The organism is Pseudomonadota bacterium (genome assembly GCA_041395565.1).
Classification (GTDB): domain Bacteria; phylum Pseudomonadota; class Gammaproteobacteria; order UBA9214; family UBA9214; genus UBA9214.
On the sequence record JAWLAI010000002.1, the window covers coordinates 404,628 to 421,348 of the forward strand.

Sequence of the window (16,721 nt, forward strand, 5' to 3'; positions counted from 1 at the left end):
CGAGGATTTCCGCAGCTACTACGATCTGCGCTGGCGCATCCTGCGTGCACCGTGGGACCAGCCACGCGGCAGCGAACGGGATGCACGGGACCGCGACGGCATTCATCTCATGCTGATCGATGCATCCCGGCGGCCGCTTGCCGTCGGGCGCGTGCACTTCAACACCATCCGCGAGGCACATATCCGCTACATGGCGGTCGAGGTCTCGCACCAGCGCCACGGCCTCGGCAGCCGCTTGCTGGCCGCATTGGAAGCTCGCGCGCGGTCATTGGGTGCAGCGCGCATCGTGCTCGACGCCAGAGAAACCGCCATGGGTTTCTATCGCAGGCATGGATACGGATTAGACGGCACGGGACACATGTTGTTCGACAGCATCGCCCACGTGAAGATGAGCAAGCTGGTCGGGGGTAACGCTGCTCAGGGTAGATAACCGGCGGCGTGCGCCATGGCCTGCAATGCCTCCCGGTCGGGATAGCCATCGGCAAGTTGTTCGCGATGAATACACCAGTCGGCGAACTCGGCAGCCGCGTCGGGGTCGGTGCCCTGACAGCCGAGTACCGTTATCACGGCAGCACCGATCTTCCAGGGCCCACCGCCGCGCACCGCGCCTTCGACGCGGCAGATACCCCGTTCCGGCCCGAGGCGATCCCAGAACGGGCGAAAATACACCATCCCCCCGGGGTACGCGAAACGTTCCACCATGACGTCCCGACTGCCATCCGGATAGCGGATCAGCAGGGGCGCGGTTACGCTGAACAGATCGGCCATGTTCGTAGCTGCGCCCTACCGCACTCAGCCCGTAACCAGCTCGGTACCCTGCATCTCGCCATTGGTGTCGATGCGAATGCCAGTGACACCGGGCACCCGTGCGAGGATGTAGGCGGACAGCAACAACAGCATCTTCTTGTTGTCCTGATGCATGGCAGTCAGCATCTTGTCGCCCACGATCTGGCAACGCTGCTCCAGACTGGGATTGTCGACCCAATCGCGGCTCATCTGCCAGCCCCGGTCCATGTCGGCGTCCATCTTCGCGAAAAAATCATCCGCCTCCTGAATCAGGCTGTCCGGCACCCGCACCGGATACACCTGTTCCTCAACCACCACGTTCAGAATCATGATTACCACCCTGATTTTGGTTACACTTCCGGTTTCGGAACCATGTTACCGCAGACCCGCCACCGGTTGCAGGACTGAATCATGCTCACAGTCATCAGCAAGGTACTCGACAGCGCCCAGATCCGGCAGGCCAGCGAGCTGATCGCCGCGGGCCGTTTCGGCGATGGCCGCACCTCGGCCGGGAGCGCCGCCAGGCGCGTCAAGCGCAACGAGGAACTGGCGCTGGACCCGCAGCGGCTGACGGCGCTCAATAATCTGGTCATGGGCCAGCTGGTCCGGCACCCCACCTTTCGCAGTGCCGCCATGCCCCGCAGGACCGCCACCCCCTTTTACGCCCGCTACGTCCCCGGCATGGCCTACGGTAATCACGTCGACGACCCGATCATGGGACAGGGCGAGTTGTACCGCACCGATGTCTCGGTGACCGTGTTCCTCAATGCACCGGAGGAATACGGCGGCGGCGAACTCTGCATCCAGACGCCGTTCGGGGAACAACAGGTGAAGCTGCCGGCCGGCGACGCCGTGATCTATCCTTCATCCAGCATCCATCGCGTCGCCGCGGTTACCCGCGGCGCACGCCTGGTCGCCGTGAGCTGGGTCCAGAGCCTGATACGCGAACCCGAGCGCCGCGCCCTCCTGCACGAGCTCAATCAGGCGCGCGAAACACTGTTACAGGATCGGCCGGACGCGCCGGAGACAGCGCAGGTCAACCAGAGTTACGTCAACCTGGTGCGCATGTGGGTGGATGTGTGAACAATCCTTGCCCGCGCCAAGACGCCAAGAGAAAAAGATCGCCACAGAGGACACAAAAATAACTTATTCCGCTGTAGGAAATACAGCTCCCCTGTTTTGGATGCCCTAGATCTCACCCGAAAATTCCTCCCCCCTTGCGCGGCCAGCTCGTGCCGTGAACTGACGTTCCCACCAGTAATATGGTAACCGTCGATTCACCTTTGACAGTACACAAAGGCGTTGACTAGAAGCCACCCCGTCGAGCCGATTCCGGCTGTTGCCGCCCGCTTTTCAATTCCACTTGACTGGAATCAATGTATGACCACGATTTCTGGGCGATAAGATCGGTAACAAGATGACGAGACCATGGCAAACTATTCCGGCTTTGTCGCGCTTTCTGTCCTGGGCGGCTTCCTGATTGCAGCAGCCCTGTATTGCCTGCGTGTGTCTATACGCGAGTTGCTGAGCGGGCAGCATTTCCGCGCAGGGCTGGCGGGGCAGATAACCCGCCTGCGTCTCGGCAGATTGTTCGCCAGGCATGACATCGATCTGCACGACTACCTGTCTAGCCAGACCGCCGCGGAGATTTTGCGGCAGATCCGCAACTGCAAGCAGTGTCGCAATTTGTCCCGCTGTGATTACTACCTGAACGAGATGCGCAGGGATAATGATATCGACCCTTCGTTCTGCCCTAACCGCAACGCCATTGCCCGGCTCCGGCAACGCCTGCAGTCCTGATACAGAATCGGGACAGAGGGGCTGGATGCATGATACTGCGGCCGCGTCAGTGACGCCGCCATCTCCCGGTGCCCACTGTGCCAGACAAATCACTGCGGACATCCGCGTCCTCTGCACCGCTCGGCAACTGCATCCATGCATTGCTCGGTCTCCCATGTCCCTGTGGTCGTGTGCGGTGCATTGCAGATTGAGTTTACTCGCGCCGGTGCTTCGCGGCGCGAATCATTGATCAAGCAGTTGGCCCAGAGCAGTCGATCATCCCGGTTCAGCCGGGTACCGCGCAGCCATAGCGGTCAGTCCTGACGTGCGCCGGCGTACCCGGGCAGCGGTCGCGGTAATCAGGTGTGCCGTCGGCATCGCTGTGCTTGGGACAGCCGTTGGCGGCGACACCCAGCGCTATCGCCGCCGGCGTGTCGTCCGGACAGTAATCCCGGCTGTCGATCACGCCGTCCCGGTCGCTGTCGTACTCGCAGCCCCGCCGGTCCACCGGAAAGGCCTGCGCCCCCGGCTGCAGCCGTGCCGGATTGACCGCCGCGGAGTACTTGAAATCGGCGGGCAACTTGCCGAGCTGCGCAGTATCCGGGCAGCTGTCCTGCGCATCCGGCACGCCGTCATGATCGTTATCCGCCGCCTGCACGTTCGTCGCAGGTACGACGCCAGCCGCAAGTAACACGGCAAGACACCACTTGAATCTGGTCATAAACACTCCCGCCGCCCGAATCCGATCGTCGGGTGGCGTATGCCACCCGACAAGCGCCACTGGAACCCGGCCGGTGCTAACGGCCGAGGATCGCGTCGACCTCTTCCTGGCTGAGATACTGGGCGACGTAGTTGCCGGCACCGATCACCGCCTCGATCTGACCCACAAAGGCTCGCAGATGATTCTCGGATCCATCGATCAGTGAACGGTAGGCATTGCGCAGCGCCGTCTCGTCGGTGTAATGCAGGCCGCAGGGATCGCTGTATCCGGCATCGACCATCACCTGCGGACACTCGGCGATGTCGTGCATGTCGAGTTCCTCGATCAGGGCTCCCACGTACAGCGCAGCAAGTTCGCTCTCGGCGCCCTTGCTCACCAACGCCTGGTATTTCTCCGCGAAATACCAGCCCCATGCCACACCGCTGAACACGCCCACGCTGCCAGGCAGGTTGTTGGCATCCGGGTTCGGATCCGGCAAGCCATACTGTTCCAGCCGGTCGCGCATCGTGTCCGTGTGGGTCTGCTCAGAGCGGGTCGCGATGGTCGAAAAGACAGCCTGCTCCGGATACATGCCGGCAAGGCTGAGATAGACATCCCGGGCCAGCTTCTCTTCCTCGCGCATGAATGTGAGGTGCGCAGCCTCGTTCCCATCGAGTAGCGGGGCACTCGCGGCATCGATCCGCAGACCGTGTCCGCCTTTACCCGCTGCTGCCGCAGTGGAGACGAGCACAGCCGAGCACAGGGATACAGCCAGCATGCTGCCGGTTCGTGGATGCTGCGTGATGCGGGTTGCTTTCATGTGAACTCCTGTCGTTGCGGAAAATGATGCACGGCGGTCCGGCACCTGATTGCCATGACGATTCGAGACGCCTGGTGCAGCGATTGCGAAACGCGTCGTGCGCTACGGCAGGCCGGCTGCCTCGAGGTGCAGGCAGTCTATAAAACGCATGCCGACATTGAATTGATATTTCTTAAAATCCGCGGCCGGATTGGGTGAAGCGTGACGCAGTTCGCAACAGCTGGGGATTGCTTGAGTACCGATACGCCATGTACAGAGCAGACTGCGCGCGCAACACCAAGACGAAGCAATACGCCTCGCGCAGGGATCAAATGGCTACAGGGAACACCAAGGGCGCTGAGAATCCAAGCGACAACCAAAGATGCCGGATACAATCACCCGCAGGCGCGTGAGACAGCCGTCAGGAACAACGAACTTTCATTATGCCCCGCAACCAGCGCTAGACCTGCGATTGCATTCTTGGCGCCTCGTATCTATGCGCGGGATGGTATTAAAGCAGGACTTACGCCGGTCCGATATTCATTGCCACCGACAGCCGCAGCTCGCTGCTGTTGTTGGCCGTGACCTCGTGCATGACACCCGGGCCGAACATCACGAGCTTGCCTTCCTCTGGTTGTACGCTGACAGGCGTTGCGCTGTTGTAGAGAATCAGCGCGCCGGAGTTTTCCGGCACGCGGATGTAATAAACCGCCGACAGCAGCTCGTCATTTTCGTCATGATGGTGCGGCGCGGTCACGTGCCCCGGCCCCATGGCATTGAACCAGAATCCGGCCTTCAGGCTGTCAGGCCCACGGCCGAGCCAGGCGCCTCCCTGCGCCCGGAACACGTCCAGGACGCGCGCCATATCGGGTATGTCGTCTAGATCGATGTAGGTGTTTTCGAAGCGACCGGCGAAATGGTGGGTCTGGCGGACACGACCGGCACCGGCAACCGCCAGGTACCGTGCGTACAGCCGGGTGTTCAGATCCTCCGGATCGATCAACCGGTATTCCCGGTACAGCATAGGGGCTCAGTCTCGTGTTCTGGCGCCGGGCAGCATGATCCGAGCATCGGAATCTGGCGTATGAAGGCCTTCCGCCCCCTTCCGGTTCCCGGCGCATTGCAATACAATTTCGCGCTACGAATTGTAATCTCAAGTTGAATCAGGAGCATAGCAATGTCACTGGAAGTCAATGGCAAAACCATCGAACTGGATGATAACGGCAACATGACCGATCCGACACTCTGGGATGAGGACGTCGCACGCGCGCTCGCCGCCCAGGACAACATCGAACTGACCCAGGAACACTTCGATGTGCTGAAATATCTGCGCTCGGAGTATTTCGACAACAACGGCGAGCAGCCGATGGAGCGGGCGATCAACAAGGGCATGTCCAAAATCTGGGACAAGAAAATCGGCAGCAAAGAGCTCTACGCGTTGTTCCCGGGCGCCCCCAGCAAACAGGGCAACCGCATCGCCGGCCTGCCCTTCGTCGCGCGCAAGGGCGGCTACTGAGCCGGAGCACTCGCACTACCCATGTAATGCCACCCAACAAAAAAGCCGCATCCCTTCGGGATGCGGCTTTTTTATCGATACCGAAGTCCGTGCTAGCGATGCGAACCCTTCTCGGCATGGGCCGTCTCGACCAGCTGCATCGCCAGATCCATGTATTCCTGGCGGAAGTTGTGCAGCGGATGCCCTTCCTCGGGGACGAAATAGTCCTTCATTTCCACGCCGTTGGCATGTTCGTAGTCGATGAATTTCTTCTGCATTTCCAGCAGCTTCGCAATCATTTCCTGCTTGTTGCTCATGGTCTGGTTTCTCCGGATGCGGGTAAACGCGATATAAATTCATGAATTGCCGCAACTATAGCCAGTTGCCTGGAGTGCGAACATATCCCATATGGGCAGCGCCGCGACCGTCCGCGCCGCGCGCATGCAGTGCCCGCCGGGGTGCGAGGACTATCCCCGCAGGGCTGGCAACAGGCGAACCCCGGCCCGGCGGGTGTATCTCATTCCTTGGTATCGCCAACCGGCTGGATCCCCTTGTGCGGCAGGAACAGGCCGCAACCGATGTGGCGTCCCGCGCCGAGCCCGACCTGCTGCAGGCGCACCGACTGTTCCGGTGTGAGATCCGCGACCAGCAGGCTGCGGGTATGGAGCGGACCCTCCGGAAACTGCAGCGCATGGCTGATGCCGCCCAGCAGCTTGCGGCAGTCGATGTCGAGTTCCCGCAGTTCGCGCGCGGCCGTCTCGAGAAAGGCCTGCTCGTCGGTATCGGCACCGGTGATCACGTATCGGGCGAACAGCGTGGACAGACTGCTGAGCAGGAAGACTTCCGAGTCGCCGAGCTCGAGCGGGTGACCATCGATATCAAGCTTGCGACCGCTGAGTCCGCGCGCCTCGTCCAGGCGGTGCTTGGGTACGCGCAGGCGCATGCGGGTACGCCGGGACAGGTGCAAGACCTCATGGGTACTGTCTTCCGGACGGTACCAGCCGTTGCCGGAGGCGGCGCCGTGGATCAGATGCACGCCGGCGTGCGCCTCGTCCTCCAGCCAGGGCAGGGCCTCCAGCAACGCGCTCGAAAGCGCATGGGCATGGTCCAGCGGCAGGGTCGGACAGCCGATCATCCGAAACGCCAGATCGACCACGTCGTCTGGTATCACGAATTCCGGCTTTTTCTCTTGCTCGTCGTTCCAGTACATGCGTATCACCCTGCACGGCCTAGCCGTTGGATGTGTAGAAGGCTGCCTCCAGCCGGTCTTCCCAGTCCTCCGGGGTGTCCGGAAACGGGGGGCGCACGTCCATGCGAAAGTGGATCTCGCCGGCGCGCGCGCGTGCGCTGATCACCTGTTTCAGGGCCTCGAAGGAATCGATCTCGTGCTGCTGAATCAGGACCTCGCTCAGCCACAGCATTGCCTGCCTCCATAGAAACCGTGGTGGGCGACGGTATCCCGGATCCGGTCATGATAGCGCGCCCGGTACAGCAGCCGCCCTGCACCACCGGCGGCGTCATCGAAACCCAGGCGCCGGTGCAATACATTATTGCAGATAATGCCTTCACCGGGCCGCAGCCGGTAGCGGAAGATCCAGGGCAGTTCACTGTCCAGCAATTCGCGCAGAAACTGCACGGCCGCGCGCACGTCCGGATCGTCCTTCCACACAATGCTGCGGGTACGCGCCGTATAACGCATATGGAGGGCATGACTGCCGTTTGCAACCGCGAAGACCGGCCCCGTCTGTGCGCCGCGCAATTCCCTGCCTTCCTCGACATTCGCCGGGATGGTCATGACATCCGGCTGCATCAGCGCACGGATCCAGGCGGGATTCTCGTCGCGCAGCAGCAGGTAGGCGATCTCGTGATCGAGCAGCAGGCTCTCCCCGCCGCTGGCAGCGGCCGAGACGCAGTGCAGCACGATGGCACGCACCTGCTCGTCCAGGCTGTTGTAGTAGCCGTCGGTATGCCAGCTGAGCGGCCGGTTGGTATAGGGTATGTAGTGCGTGCCGGCCTGCTGCGGCAGCACCCGCAGCGAGGTGATGCTGTCCTCGTCGGCGCGCAGGTTCATGTCCAGGTGTTCCAGCCCGAACTGACGGCCCAGCGCCCGGATCGCCGCCTTGTCGGCGCCGCTGCCGGCGCGGATGGCGTAGAGGGCCATGTTGGCCTTGCGGCAGACGGCCAGGATCGCCGCGTGTTCTTCCGCGGTGAGCTGCCCGGGATCCCCGATCTCGACCCGCAGGTCGGCCGCACGCGCCGGATAGGCGTCCAATTTCCAGGCGCGCCAGGTACGGTAGTCGGCCTCGCGCGCGAGATCGAAGGGGTTGAAATCGGTTACGGTCATGGCCATGGCGGATGTGCGGAAACCGGGATTCGGGTGGCGCTATGTTAGCGGTGCCAACCGGCGCGGATATATATCGCCTCGGTTGTATCCACCCCGCCCCCGCCCCCCAACGCAAATGAGAGTAATTCTCACCTAATTGGCTGAAAATCCTCGGACAATCCCGGCGTAGCGGCTGCAATGGAATTTAAGTGCTCGTGAACATAAGAAAAAATTCTGCCTGCATTAATTCCCACCGGCGAATTCGATAACTTGCGGAAATTAAATCATTATTGTGCCAATACCCCGTTCGGGATACAGGCCCAAATACGCGCCACCCCAAGGGTAGGATATGTTCCCCCCAGTGGCCTTCCTACAATTCGTGGCATCACGAGTTAGCTGTCGTCATTCCGTTTAACTCACTGATTTCGGTTGCCCACCGGGCAACAGCGCGCGCTGTCATCAGTAGAAACCAATTGGTGTAGAAAACATCCAGGAGATAATTGCCATGGCCAAGAACACCTACCCGACTCCCATGCTGGACGAACTTGAGCACGGCCCGTGGCCGAGCTTCATCACCGGCATCAAGCGGCTCCGCGACGAACATCCGGATGCGCGCATCAACTCCATGACCAATGGTCTGCTGGGGCAGCTCGAACATTCCTATGAAACGCGCAAGGGCTACTGGAAAGGCGGTACCGTCAGCGTCTACGGCTATGGCGGCGGTATCATCCCGCGCTTCTCCGAGGTCGCCAAGGCCTTCCCGGAGTCGAAGGAATTCCACACCCTGCGCGTACAGCCGCCGGCCGGCAACTTCTACACCACCGACATGCTGCTGCAGCTCGGCGAGAGCTGGGAGAAATGGGGTTCGGGCCTGGTCACCTTCCACGGCCAGACCGGCAACATCATGTTCATCGGCGCCACCACCGAAAACACCCAGCACTTCTTCGACGAGATCAACGAGTATGGCTGGGACCTCGGCGGCGCCGGCCCCTGCGTGCGCACCGCCATGTCCTGCGTCGGCGCTGCCCGCTGCGAGATGTCCTGCTGCCATGAGCACGGCATCCAGCGCTGGATGGTGAACAACTTCACCGACGACGTGCATCGTCCGGCCCTGCCCTATAAGTTCAAGTTCAAGGTCTCGGGCTGCCCGAACGACTGCCAGAACGCCATCGAGCGCGCCGACTTCGCGATCATCGGCACCTGGCGCGACGAGATGAAGATCGACCAGGAAGGTGTCAAGTACTACCTCGGCAAGAAGGGCCGCCAGTACCTCATCGACAACGTGATCACGCGTTGCCCGACCAAGGCGATCAGCCTGAACGACGACGACACCATCACGGTGAACAACCACGAGTGCGTGCGCTGCATGCACTGCCTGAACGTGATGCCGAAGGCCCTGCATCCCGGCGACGACAAGGGTGTCACCATCCTGATCGGCGGCAAGCGCACCCTGAAGATCGGCGACCTGATGGGCACCGTGGTGATCCCGTTCAAGAAGCTGGAGACCGAGGAAGACTACGAGAGCCTGCAGGAGATGGCCGAGGAAATCATCGATTTCTGGGCCGAGAACGGCCTCGAACACGAGCGCTGCGGCGAGATGATCGAGCGCATCGGCCTGGTTAACTTCCTCGAGGGCATCGGCGTCGACGTCGACCCGAACATGGTCAACAACCCGCGCCAGTGCTCCTACGTGCGCATGGATGGTTGGGACGAGGAAGCCGAGAAGTGGTTCACGCGCAAGGCAGAGGAACAGGCCGCGTCCGCCTAAACCGGCTCAACAGTTAAAACAGATCCGACAATCCCGGCGTAACAGCCGGGATTTGTTGAAAAACTTGAAAAGATTTTCAGGAGAATCACATGGCACAAGATATGCGTTCGCCGATCGAATCCGGCTGCCCCGACGGGTTCCAGTACATGCATCCGGTAATGCGGAAGAACTACGGCCAGTGGGCCTATCACGAGGATCCGCAGCCGGGCGTACTGCTGCACGTTTCCCATAACGGCGACAAGATCTGGACCGTGCGCGCCGGCACCCAGCGCATCCTTGACCTGTTCACCCTGCGCAAGCTGTGCGAGATCGGTGACAAGTACGGCGATGGCTATGTCCGTTTCACCATCCGCAGCAACATCGAGTACATGGTCGCCGACGAGGCCAAGGTCCAGCCGCTGATCAAGGCGCTGACGGACGCCGGCTTCATCGTGGGCGGCACCCGCAACTCCGTGGCCATGCTGTCGCACACCCAGGGCTGGCTGCACTGCGACATCCCGGGCACCGACGCCTCCGGCGTGGTGAAATCCATGATGGACGAGCTGATCGACGAGTTCAAAGGCTGGAACATGCCGAACCGGGTGCACATCACCACCTCCTGCTGCCAGATCAACTGCGGCGGCCAGGGCGACATCGCCATCAACGTGCAGCACACCAAGCCGCCGAAGATCAACCATGACCTGGTGTCCAACGTCTGCGAGCGCCCGTCGGTCGTCGCGCGCTGCCCGGTCGCGGCCATCCGTCCCGCGCTGGTGAACGGCAAGCCGTCGCTGGAAGTGGACGAGAAGAAGTGCATCTGCTGCGGCGCCTGCTTCCCGCCCTGCCCGCCCATGCAGATCAACGACGCCGAGCATTCCAAGCTGTCGATCTGGGTCGGCGGCAACCACTCCAACGCCCGCGGCAAGCCGACCTTCCAGAAGCTGGTCGCCTCCGGCATCCCGAACAACCCGCCGCGCTGGCCGGAAGCCACCGCCGTGGTCAAGAAGATCCTCAAGATCTACAAGGAAGACGCCAAGGACTGGGAGCGCATCAACGACTGGATCGAGCGCATCGGCTGGCCGCGCTTCTTCGAGAAGACCGGGCTGCCGTTCACCAAGTACCACATCGACAACTGGCGTGGCGCGCGCGCGAGCCTGAACGCTTCTACCCATATCCGTTTCTGACCGAACAAGGGGATATGAATGAAGTTCACGATCCAGGTTAACGAGGGGCCCTATCAGCACCAGGCGGCGGATACGGCCTATCACTTCGTCAAGGCGGCCATCGAAAAAGGTCACGAGATATTCCGTATCTTTTTCTACCATGACGGCGTCAACAACGGCACGCGGCTGACCACGCCGCCACAGGACGATCGTAACATCGTCAACCGCTGGACCGAGCTGGCCCAGGCGCACAACATCGACATGGTGGTGTGTGTGGCCGCGGCCCAGCGCCGCGGCATCGTCGACGACGGTGAGGCGCAGCGCAACGGCAAGGACGCGACCAACATCGCCCCCGGCTTCCGTATCTCCGGACTGGGGCAGCTGATCGAAGGCGGCATCCAGAGCGATCGGCTGATCGTGTTCGGCGACTGAGCGGGAGAGTGCAATGTCCGATATCAAGAAGATGATGTATGTAAACCGCAAGGCACCCTACGGCACGATCTATGCCTGGGAGTCGCTGGAGGTCGTGCTGATCGGCGCCGCCTTCGAGCAGGATGTCAGCCTGGCCTTCATGGACGACGGCGTATTCCAGCTGACCAAGGGTCAGAAAACCACCGGTATCGGCATGAAGAACTTCTCGCCGACCTACACCGCGCTGGGCGACTACGAGATCAACAAGATCTACGTGGAGAAGGAATCCCTCGAGGAACGCGGCCTGACGCTCGATGACCTGCAGCACCTGGTGTGGGAAGACGAGGACGAGGACTACGCCGAAAAGGATTCCATTCGCCTGGTCACCCGCGCCGAACTGGCGGACGTGCTCGCTGAGCAGGACGTCCTGTTCAACTTCTAGCACTGGGAGCACGGAACAATGGCAATGCTACACCTGGTAAACAAGTCGCCCTACGACACCTGCAGCATGAACACTGCCGCCACCATCATGCAGGACGGCGACCAGCTGCTGCTGATCGAGGACGGTGTCTACGGTGCGATGAAAGACGGCAAGGCGGCAAGCCTGCTCGCCGGCCGCAAGGTCGCGGTGCTCGGTCCGGATCTGGCCGCGCGCGGAATACCGGAAGACAAGCTGCTGGATGGCGTCGACGTCATCGATTACGGCGGGTTCGTCGATCTGGTAACAGCCAACGACAGGGTCCAGTCCTGGCTCTGATTGTTTTGTTTTTTTGATTAGCGTCATCCAACGAGGAGACCACACATGGGTACTATTGAAGTTAATGGCAAGAGCTACGAAACCGACGAGGAAGGCTACCTCGCCAACCTGAACACCTGGGACAAGGACGTGGCGGTGGCCATGGCCAAGGCCGATGATTGCGAACTGACCGAGAACCACTGGGAAGTGATCAACTTCCTGCGTGAGTACTACGACGAATACCAGATCGCCCCGGCCGTGCGCGTGCTGACCAAGGCCATCGGCAAGAAGCTGGGCAAGGACAAGGGCAACAGCAAGTACCTGTACGAACTGTTCCCGTACGGTCCTGCCAAGCAGGCTTGCAAGTACGCCGGCCTGCCGAAGCCGACCGGCTGCGTCTGACGCCGCATCGAAGGCTGCAGGGGCTATCCCCTGCAGCGCTTCGGAATTCGATTCACTCTGACAGGAGCCCGGAAGCATGCCGTTCTGGACCATTGTGTATGCACTTCTGTTCTATGTCGCCACCGCCCTGCTGATCGGCGGTCTGGCTTACCGGATCAGAAAGTATGCAAAGACACCGGCACCACTGAAGATCCCGACCACGCCGGCACCGGTGACGCGCCAGGGCGTGGTGCTGCGCATGTTCCGGGAAGTGGCGTTCTTCGAGAGCCTGTTCCGCTCGAACAAGTGGATCTGGATCTTCGGCTACCTGTTCCATTTCGGCATGTTCCTGGTGCTGGCCCGGCACCTGCGCTATTTCACCAATCCGGTCTGGACCTGGGTCGACCTGATCCAGCCGTTTGGCAAATATGCCGCGTTTGCCATGGTCGCCGGCCTGGCCGGATTGTGGGCGCGCCGAGTCCTGGTGGACCGGGTCCGCTACATCTCCGCCCTGTCGGATCACCTGATGCTAGCCCTGCTGGTCGCAATCGCCCTGACCGGCATGAGCATGGACTACTTGACGCATACCGATATCGTGTCGCTCAAGGCCTTCTTCCTGGGCCTGATGTACTTCAACTGGCATCCGCTGCCGGAGGATCCGCTGCTGCTGACGCACCTAGGTCTGGTGGCCACGCTGATGATCATCTTCCCGATCAGTAAGCTGCTGCACGCGCCAGGCGTGTTCTTCAGCCCGACACGCAACCAGGTGGACAATCCGCGCGCCGAACCCGGCCTGCGCCCGCACACCTCGCGGCACATCGCGCCGTGGGCAGCGGAACTTGACAAATAACCGGCGTAACGAACGTATCAGGAGCTGAGCGTGGCTGATTTCGAAGTCCCGGAGCTGAAAGAATACCCCGTCATCCCGACTCTGCATGAAGGGGTGATGGCTCACAGCAAGCCGTTTGTCGCCAAATCCGACTTCCAGGAGCCGCTGGGTTTCCCGGGCGAACTGGTAGACAACTGGCAGCAGGTCGCCATCGACAAGATGGGCGAGCTGACTGGCAAGTACCGCTCGCTGCAGGTATTCCTGGACGCCTGCGTCAAGTGCGGCGCCTGCACCGACAAGTGCCACTACTATCTCGGCACCACCGATCCGAAGAACATGCCGGTCGCGCGCCAGGACCTGTACCGCAAGGTCTACCGCCGCTACTTCACCTTCGCCGGCAAGTACTTTCCCAAGCTCGTCGGCGCGACCGATCTGACCAAGGAAGTGCTGGACGACTGGTACAGCTACTTCCACCAGTGCTCGCAGTGCCGGCGCTGTTCCGTGTTCTGCCCGTACGGTATCGATACCGCGGAGATCTCCATGGCCGCGCGCGAAGTGATGGACAGCATCGGCGTGGGCCAGAAGTACTGCAATGAAATCATCGGCAAGGTCTACAAGATCGGCAACAACCTCGGCCTGCCCGAGGCGGCCCTGGCCGACACCCTGGAAGGACTGGAAGAGGACATCGAGGACGATACCGGTGTGAAGGTACGCCTGCCGCTGGACGAGAAAGGCGCCGAAGTGCTGTTGGTGACCCCGTCGGCAGACTTTTTCGCGGAGCCGCACGTGGACGGCCTGATGGGCTACGCCAAGGTCTTCCACCAGGCCGGCATCAGCTGGACGCTGAGTTCGTACGCCAGCGAGGCCGCCAACTTCGGCATGTTCATCGGCAGCTACGAGAACATGCGCAAGCTGTCTATGCGTATCCGCGAGGCCGCGCTCGACCTCGGGGTCAAGCGCATCATCTTCGGCGAATGCGGCCACGCCTGGCGCGTCGCCTACAGCTTCCTGAACACGCTGGCCGGGCCGTTCGACTTCCTCGATCCGAGGTACCCGGTACCGCAGCACATCCTTGAATTCACGCACGACCTGATACAGCGCGGCGCCATCACGCTCGACAAATCGGCCAACGACGACATGGTGCTGACCTTCCACGATTCCTGCAACGTGGCGCGCGCCACGCGCATGGGTCCGAAGCCGGGCGGTCAGTTCACCATTCCGCGCGAGGTCATCAAGGCCAGCTGCAACCACTTTTACGACATGCCCCGGGACACCATCCACGACGCCACCTTCTGCTGCGGCGGCGGCGGCGGCCTGCTGACAGACGACCTCATGGAACTGCGCGTCAAGGGCGCCATGCCGCGCATGGAGGCCCTCAAGCACGTAGTCGAGAACCACGGCGTCACGCACATGGCCGCGATCTGCGCGATCTGCAAGAGCCAGTTCACCAAGGTTCTGCCCTACTACGGCTTCCGGATGGACAGCATCGTCAGCGTGCACCAGCTGGTCAGCAACGCGATCGTGCTCGGGGACAAACAGTAGAATTCGAGATTTGCTCAGGTAACACCTGACCGGTTAACAGGAGAATAGGCATGGCAACTTCAAAAGAAGACATGGAATCCCAGAAACTGTCTTTCCGTCGTTTCAAGGACGGTGAGCACAAGTACGCGCGCACGGGCGATTACATCTTCGAGGGTGACCACAGCTACAAGTGCCCGACCTATGTGCACCGCACGCCACCCTGCCAGGGCAGTTGCCCCTCCGGCGAGGACATCCGTGGCTGGCTGCAGATCGTGCGCGGTATCGAACTGCCGACCGGTGGCCTGAGCATGGAGGAATACGCGTTCCGCCGCTCCACCGACGCCAACCCGTTCCCGGCCATGATGGGCCGCGTCTGCCCGGCGCCGTGCGAGGACGGCTGCAACCGCAACAATGTCGAGGATTTCGTCGGCATCAACTCCGTCGAGCAGTTCATCGGCGATTCCGCCTACGAGCAGAAATTCACCTTCGACAATTCCGCCCCGCTGAACGGCAAGAAGGTCGCCATCATCGGCGGCGGTCCGGCCGGCATGGCGGCAGCCTATCAGCTGCGGCGCAGGGGCTATGCCAGCACCATCTTCGACGACCATGAGGAACTGGGCGGCATGATGCGCTACGGCATCCCGGGCTACCGCACGCCGCGCGACGTGCTCAACCACGAATGCCAGCGCATCGTCGACATGGGCGGGATCGATCTGCGCATGAATACCCGCGTCGGCAGGGACGTCGCTATCGAGGCCCTGGAGCAGGAATTCGACGCCATCCTGTGGGCAATGGGCTGCAAATCCGGCCGCAAGCTGCCGGTGCCGAACAGCGACGCGCCGAACTGCGTCTCCGGCGTCGCCTTCCTGGAGGCCTTCAACAAGGGCACCCTGAAGGTCACCACCGACAAGGTGGTCTGCGTCGGCGGTGGCGACACCTCGATCGACGTCGTGTCCGTTGCCCGCCGCCTCGGCAAGATCAGCAAGATCAACAAGGAAGACCGCCCGGAGCAGGTCATCGGCGGCTACGTCGCGCACGACTCGGCATTCGCGGCGGCACGCGAAGGCGCCGACGTCACGCTGACCTCGCTGTTCGCCCGCGAGGAAATGACCGCGACCGAGCACGAGGTCGAGGACGCGCTGCGCGAGGGTGTCACCATCCTCAACGGCGTGATGCCGATCGAGGTCGTGCTTGCGGACGACGGCCGCGCCCGTGCGCTCAAGATGGCCAAGTGCGAAATGAAGGACGGTCGTCCGCTGCCGGTAGCGGGCACCGAATTCGAAGTCGAGTGCGACTTGATCGTGTCCGCCATCGGCCAGGGCGGCGACCTGTCGCAGGGTCTGGAATCCCTGGACAACGGCCGCGGCCTGATCGACGCCGACGGCTTCTACCAGGTACCTGGCCGCAAGGGCCACTTCGCCTGCGGCGATATCATCCGCCCGCACCTGCTGACCACCGCCATCGGCCAGGCCTCGATCGCCGCCGAGAGCATCGATCACTACCTCAAGCAGGAAGAGCAGAAGAAGCGGCCGAAGGTCGACGTGCATCATTTCGAACTGTTGAAGAAGCTGGAAGAGACCAATCACGCGCCGGAACATTTCGACGCCAGCGATGGTGATCTGCGTGGCACCAGCGACGCCAACTACGCAGTGCACAACTACGAGGACCGCTCCTCTGCAGAGATCATCTCCTCCGAGCGCCTGTTCCTGGGCCATTTCCCCTTCACGCCGCGCAACAAGCGTTCGTCCCACGGACCGTCGGCCGAAGAGGTGCTGGGCCACTTCGAGGAACGTGGCATCGGCCTGACCAAGGAGCAGGCCGTCAACGAGGCGGAACGCTGCATGAGCTGTGGCCTGTGCTTCGAATGCGACAACTGCGTGATCTACTGTCCCCAGGACGCGATCTTCCGCGTCAAGAAGGACCAGGCGACCACCGGCCGTTACGTCGACACCGACTACTCCAAGTGCGTCGGCTGCCACATCTGCTCCGATGTCTGCCCCACGGGCTACATCGACATGGCGATGGGCGATCACTGATCCGGACTGATACTG

General features: G+C 61.7%; 22 protein-coding genes. 13 read left to right on the forward strand and 9 right to left on the reverse strand.

Annotated features, from left to right (window positions below):
* Window positions 1–25: 25 nt before the first annotated feature.
* On the forward strand, window positions 26–430 hold the full coding sequence (locus tag R3F42_01995) for a GNAT family N-acetyltransferase (GenBank protein MEZ5540793.1): 405 nt from the start codon (window positions 26–28) through the stop codon (window positions 428–430).
* Here R3F42_01995 and R3F42_02000 read toward each other — a convergent pair.
* Both R3F42_02000 and R3F42_02005 read right to left on the reverse strand, forming a co-directional pair.
* Window positions 418–768 carry a hypothetical protein gene (locus R3F42_02000; protein MEZ5540794.1) on the reverse strand — a complete coding sequence of 117 codons (351 nt, stop codon included), beginning with the start codon at window positions 766–768 and terminating at the stop codon, window positions 418–420. The two genes, R3F42_01995 and R3F42_02000, sit on opposite strands and share 13 nt — an antisense overlap.
* 24 nt (window positions 769–792) lie before the next feature.
* The gene (locus R3F42_02005; protein ID MEZ5540795.1) at window positions 793–1,116 is read right to left on the reverse strand and encodes a hypothetical protein; all 324 of its coding nucleotides are present in this window, start codon (window positions 1,114–1,116) and stop codon (window positions 793–795) included.
* Window positions 1,117–1,197: 81 nt separating this feature from the next.
* Between R3F42_02005 and R3F42_02010 the strand changes: the two genes are divergently transcribed.
* Together R3F42_02010 and R3F42_02015 are read left to right on the forward strand one after the other, a co-directional pair.
* Window positions 1,198–1,869 carry a Fe2+-dependent dioxygenase gene (locus R3F42_02010; protein MEZ5540796.1) on the forward strand — a complete coding sequence of 224 codons (672 nt, stop codon included), beginning with the start codon at window positions 1,198–1,200 and terminating at the stop codon, window positions 1,867–1,869.
* Window positions 1,870–2,214: 345 nt separating this feature from the next.
* Window positions 2,215–2,586, forward strand: a complete 372-nt coding sequence (locus R3F42_02015; protein ID MEZ5540797.1) for a DUF6455 family protein — start codon at window positions 2,215–2,217, stop codon at window positions 2,584–2,586.
* A 265-nt stretch (window positions 2,587–2,851) separates the two neighbouring features.
* Here R3F42_02015 and R3F42_02020 read toward each other — a convergent pair whose 3' ends face one another.
* The 3 genes from R3F42_02020 to R3F42_02030 all read right to left on the reverse strand — a co-directional run bounded on the left by R3F42_02020 (window position 2,852) and on the right by R3F42_02030 (window position 5,088).
* The gene (locus R3F42_02020; GenBank protein MEZ5540798.1) at window positions 2,852–3,286 is read right to left on the reverse strand and encodes a thrombospondin type 3 repeat-containing protein; all 435 of its coding nucleotides are present in this window, start codon (window positions 3,284–3,286) and stop codon (window positions 2,852–2,854) included.
* Window positions 3,287–3,362: 76 nt separating this feature from the next.
* Window positions 3,363–4,085, reverse strand: coding sequence for a DUF2202 domain-containing protein (locus R3F42_02025; protein ID MEZ5540799.1), 723 nt, complete (start codon window positions 4,083–4,085; stop codon window positions 3,363–3,365).
* Between the two features lie 502 nt (window positions 4,086–4,587).
* Window positions 4,588–5,088 (reverse strand): putative 2OG-Fe(II) oxygenase, encoded by a 501-nt coding sequence (locus R3F42_02030; protein ID MEZ5540800.1) that lies wholly within the window; start codon window positions 5,086–5,088, stop codon window positions 4,588–4,590.
* Between the two features lie 153 nt (window positions 5,089–5,241).
* On the opposite strand from R3F42_02030, the gene R3F42_02035 reads away from it, so the two are divergent.
* Window positions 5,242–5,580, forward strand: a complete 339-nt coding sequence (locus R3F42_02035) for a TusE/DsrC/DsvC family sulfur relay protein (protein MEZ5540801.1) — start codon at window positions 5,242–5,244, stop codon at window positions 5,578–5,580.
* A gap of 92 nt (window positions 5,581–5,672) precedes the next feature.
* On the opposite strand, the gene R3F42_02040 is transcribed toward R3F42_02035, so the two are convergent.
* From R3F42_02040 to R3F42_02055, 4 genes are all read right to left on the reverse strand, one after another.
* On the reverse strand, window positions 5,673–5,876 hold the full coding sequence (locus R3F42_02040) for a hypothetical protein (GenBank protein ID MEZ5540802.1): 204 nt from the start codon (window positions 5,874–5,876) through the stop codon (window positions 5,673–5,675).
* Window positions 5,877–6,076: 200 nt separating this feature from the next.
* Entirely contained in the window at window positions 6,077–6,769 is a 693-nt protein-coding gene (cas6, locus tag R3F42_02045) for a type I-MYXAN CRISPR-associated protein Cas6/Cmx6 (protein MEZ5540803.1), read from the reverse strand.
* A 19-nt stretch (window positions 6,770–6,788) separates the two neighbouring features.
* On the reverse strand, window positions 6,789–6,980 hold the full coding sequence (locus R3F42_02050) for a sulfur relay protein DsrC (GenBank protein MEZ5540804.1): 192 nt from the start codon (window positions 6,978–6,980) through the stop codon (window positions 6,789–6,791).
* Complete coding sequence (locus R3F42_02055; GenBank protein MEZ5540805.1) at window positions 6,968–7,909, reverse strand: TauD/TfdA family dioxygenase; 942 nt, start codon at window positions 7,907–7,909, stop codon at window positions 6,968–6,970. The genes R3F42_02050 and R3F42_02055 overlap by 13 nt, the downstream gene beginning before the upstream one ends.
* Before the next feature lie 478 nt (window positions 7,910–8,387).
* Between R3F42_02055 and dsrA the strand changes: the two genes are divergently transcribed.
* From dsrA to R3F42_02100, 9 genes are all read left to right on the forward strand, one after another.
* Window positions 8,388–9,650 (forward strand): dissimilatory-type sulfite reductase subunit alpha, encoded by a 1,263-nt coding sequence (gene dsrA, locus R3F42_02060; protein ID MEZ5540806.1) that lies wholly within the window; start codon window positions 8,388–8,390, stop codon window positions 9,648–9,650.
* 89 nt (window positions 9,651–9,739) lie between these two features.
* Entirely contained in the window at window positions 9,740–10,813 is a 1,074-nt protein-coding gene (dsrB, locus tag R3F42_02065; GenBank protein MEZ5540807.1) for a dissimilatory-type sulfite reductase subunit beta, read from the forward strand.
* Window positions 10,814–10,831: 18 nt separating this feature from the next.
* A complete protein-coding gene (tusD, locus tag R3F42_02070) occupies window positions 10,832–11,224 on the forward strand; it encodes a sulfurtransferase complex subunit TusD (GenBank protein MEZ5540808.1) in 393 nt (130 codons plus the stop codon).
* 13 nt (window positions 11,225–11,237) lie between these two features.
* Complete coding sequence (gene tusC, locus R3F42_02075) at window positions 11,238–11,645, forward strand: sulfurtransferase complex subunit TusC (protein MEZ5540809.1); 408 nt, start codon at window positions 11,238–11,240, stop codon at window positions 11,643–11,645.
* A 24-nt stretch (window positions 11,646–11,669) separates the two neighbouring features.
* The gene (gene tusB / locus R3F42_02080) at window positions 11,670–11,960 is read left to right on the forward strand and encodes a sulfurtransferase complex subunit TusB (GenBank protein ID MEZ5540810.1); all 291 of its coding nucleotides are present in this window, start codon (window positions 11,670–11,672) and stop codon (window positions 11,958–11,960) included.
* A gap of 45 nt (window positions 11,961–12,005) precedes the next feature.
* Window positions 12,006–12,341 (forward strand): TusE/DsrC/DsvC family sulfur relay protein, encoded by a 336-nt coding sequence (locus R3F42_02085; GenBank protein MEZ5540811.1) that lies wholly within the window; start codon window positions 12,006–12,008, stop codon window positions 12,339–12,341.
* Between the two features lie 76 nt (window positions 12,342–12,417).
* Window positions 12,418–13,170 carry a respiratory nitrate reductase subunit gamma gene (locus R3F42_02090; protein ID MEZ5540812.1) on the forward strand — a complete coding sequence of 251 codons (753 nt, stop codon included), beginning with the start codon at window positions 12,418–12,420 and terminating at the stop codon, window positions 13,168–13,170.
* Window positions 13,171–13,194: 24 nt separating this feature from the next.
* Window positions 13,195–14,691, forward strand: coding sequence for a (Fe-S)-binding protein (locus R3F42_02095; protein MEZ5540813.1), 1,497 nt, complete (start codon window positions 13,195–13,197; stop codon window positions 14,689–14,691).
* A gap of 50 nt (window positions 14,692–14,741) precedes the next feature.
* Entirely contained in the window at window positions 14,742–16,706 is a 1,965-nt protein-coding gene (locus R3F42_02100) for an NAD(P)-binding protein (protein ID MEZ5540814.1), read from the forward strand.
* The last annotated feature ends 15 nt before the right edge of the window (window positions 16,707–16,721 follow it).

Coding starts and splice junctions, on each gene's coding strand:
- R3F42_02000 (MEZ5540794.1), bottom strand. CDS start 768: ATGGCCGATCTGTTCAGCGTAACCGCGCCCCTGCTGATCCGCTATCCG.
- R3F42_02005 (MEZ5540795.1), bottom strand. CDS start 1,116: ATGATTCTGAACGTGGTGGTTGAGGAACAGGTGTATCCGGTGCGGGTG.
- R3F42_02010 (MEZ5540796.1), top strand. CDS start 1,198: ATGCTCACAGTCATCAGCAAGGTACTCGACAGCGCCCAGATCCGGCAG.
- R3F42_02015 (MEZ5540797.1), top strand. CDS start 2,215: ATGGCAAACTATTCCGGCTTTGTCGCGCTTTCTGTCCTGGGCGGCTTC.
- R3F42_02020 (MEZ5540798.1), bottom strand. CDS start 3,286: ATGACCAGATTCAAGTGGTGTCTTGCCGTGTTACTTGCGGCTGGCGTC.
- R3F42_02025 (MEZ5540799.1), bottom strand. CDS start 4,085: ATGAAAGCAACCCGCATCACGCAGCATCCACGAACCGGCAGCATGCTG.
- R3F42_02030 (MEZ5540800.1), bottom strand. CDS start 5,088: ATGCTGTACCGGGAATACCGGTTGATCGATCCGGAGGATCTGAACACC.
- R3F42_02035 (MEZ5540801.1), top strand. CDS start 5,242: ATGTCACTGGAAGTCAATGGCAAAACCATCGAACTGGATGATAACGGC.
- R3F42_02040 (MEZ5540802.1), bottom strand. CDS start 5,876: ATGAGCAACAAGCAGGAAATGATTGCGAAGCTGCTGGAAATGCAGAAG.
- cas6 (MEZ5540803.1), bottom strand. CDS start 6,769: ATGTACTGGAACGACGAGCAAGAGAAAAAGCCGGAATTCGTGATACCA.
- R3F42_02050 (MEZ5540804.1), bottom strand. CDS start 6,980: ATGCTGTGGCTGAGCGAGGTCCTGATTCAGCAGCACGAGATCGATTCC.
- R3F42_02055 (MEZ5540805.1), bottom strand. CDS start 7,909: ATGGCCATGACCGTAACCGATTTCAACCCCTTCGATCTCGCGCGCGAG.
- dsrA (MEZ5540806.1), top strand. CDS start 8,388: ATGGCCAAGAACACCTACCCGACTCCCATGCTGGACGAACTTGAGCAC.
- dsrB (MEZ5540807.1), top strand. CDS start 9,740: ATGGCACAAGATATGCGTTCGCCGATCGAATCCGGCTGCCCCGACGGG.
- tusD (MEZ5540808.1), top strand. CDS start 10,832: ATGAAGTTCACGATCCAGGTTAACGAGGGGCCCTATCAGCACCAGGCG.
- tusC (MEZ5540809.1), top strand. CDS start 11,238: ATGTCCGATATCAAGAAGATGATGTATGTAAACCGCAAGGCACCCTAC.
- tusB (MEZ5540810.1), top strand. CDS start 11,670: ATGCTACACCTGGTAAACAAGTCGCCCTACGACACCTGCAGCATGAAC.
- R3F42_02085 (MEZ5540811.1), top strand. CDS start 12,006: ATGGGTACTATTGAAGTTAATGGCAAGAGCTACGAAACCGACGAGGAA.
- R3F42_02090 (MEZ5540812.1), top strand. CDS start 12,418: ATGCCGTTCTGGACCATTGTGTATGCACTTCTGTTCTATGTCGCCACC.
- R3F42_02100 (MEZ5540814.1), top strand. CDS start 14,742: ATGGCAACTTCAAAAGAAGACATGGAATCCCAGAAACTGTCTTTCCGT.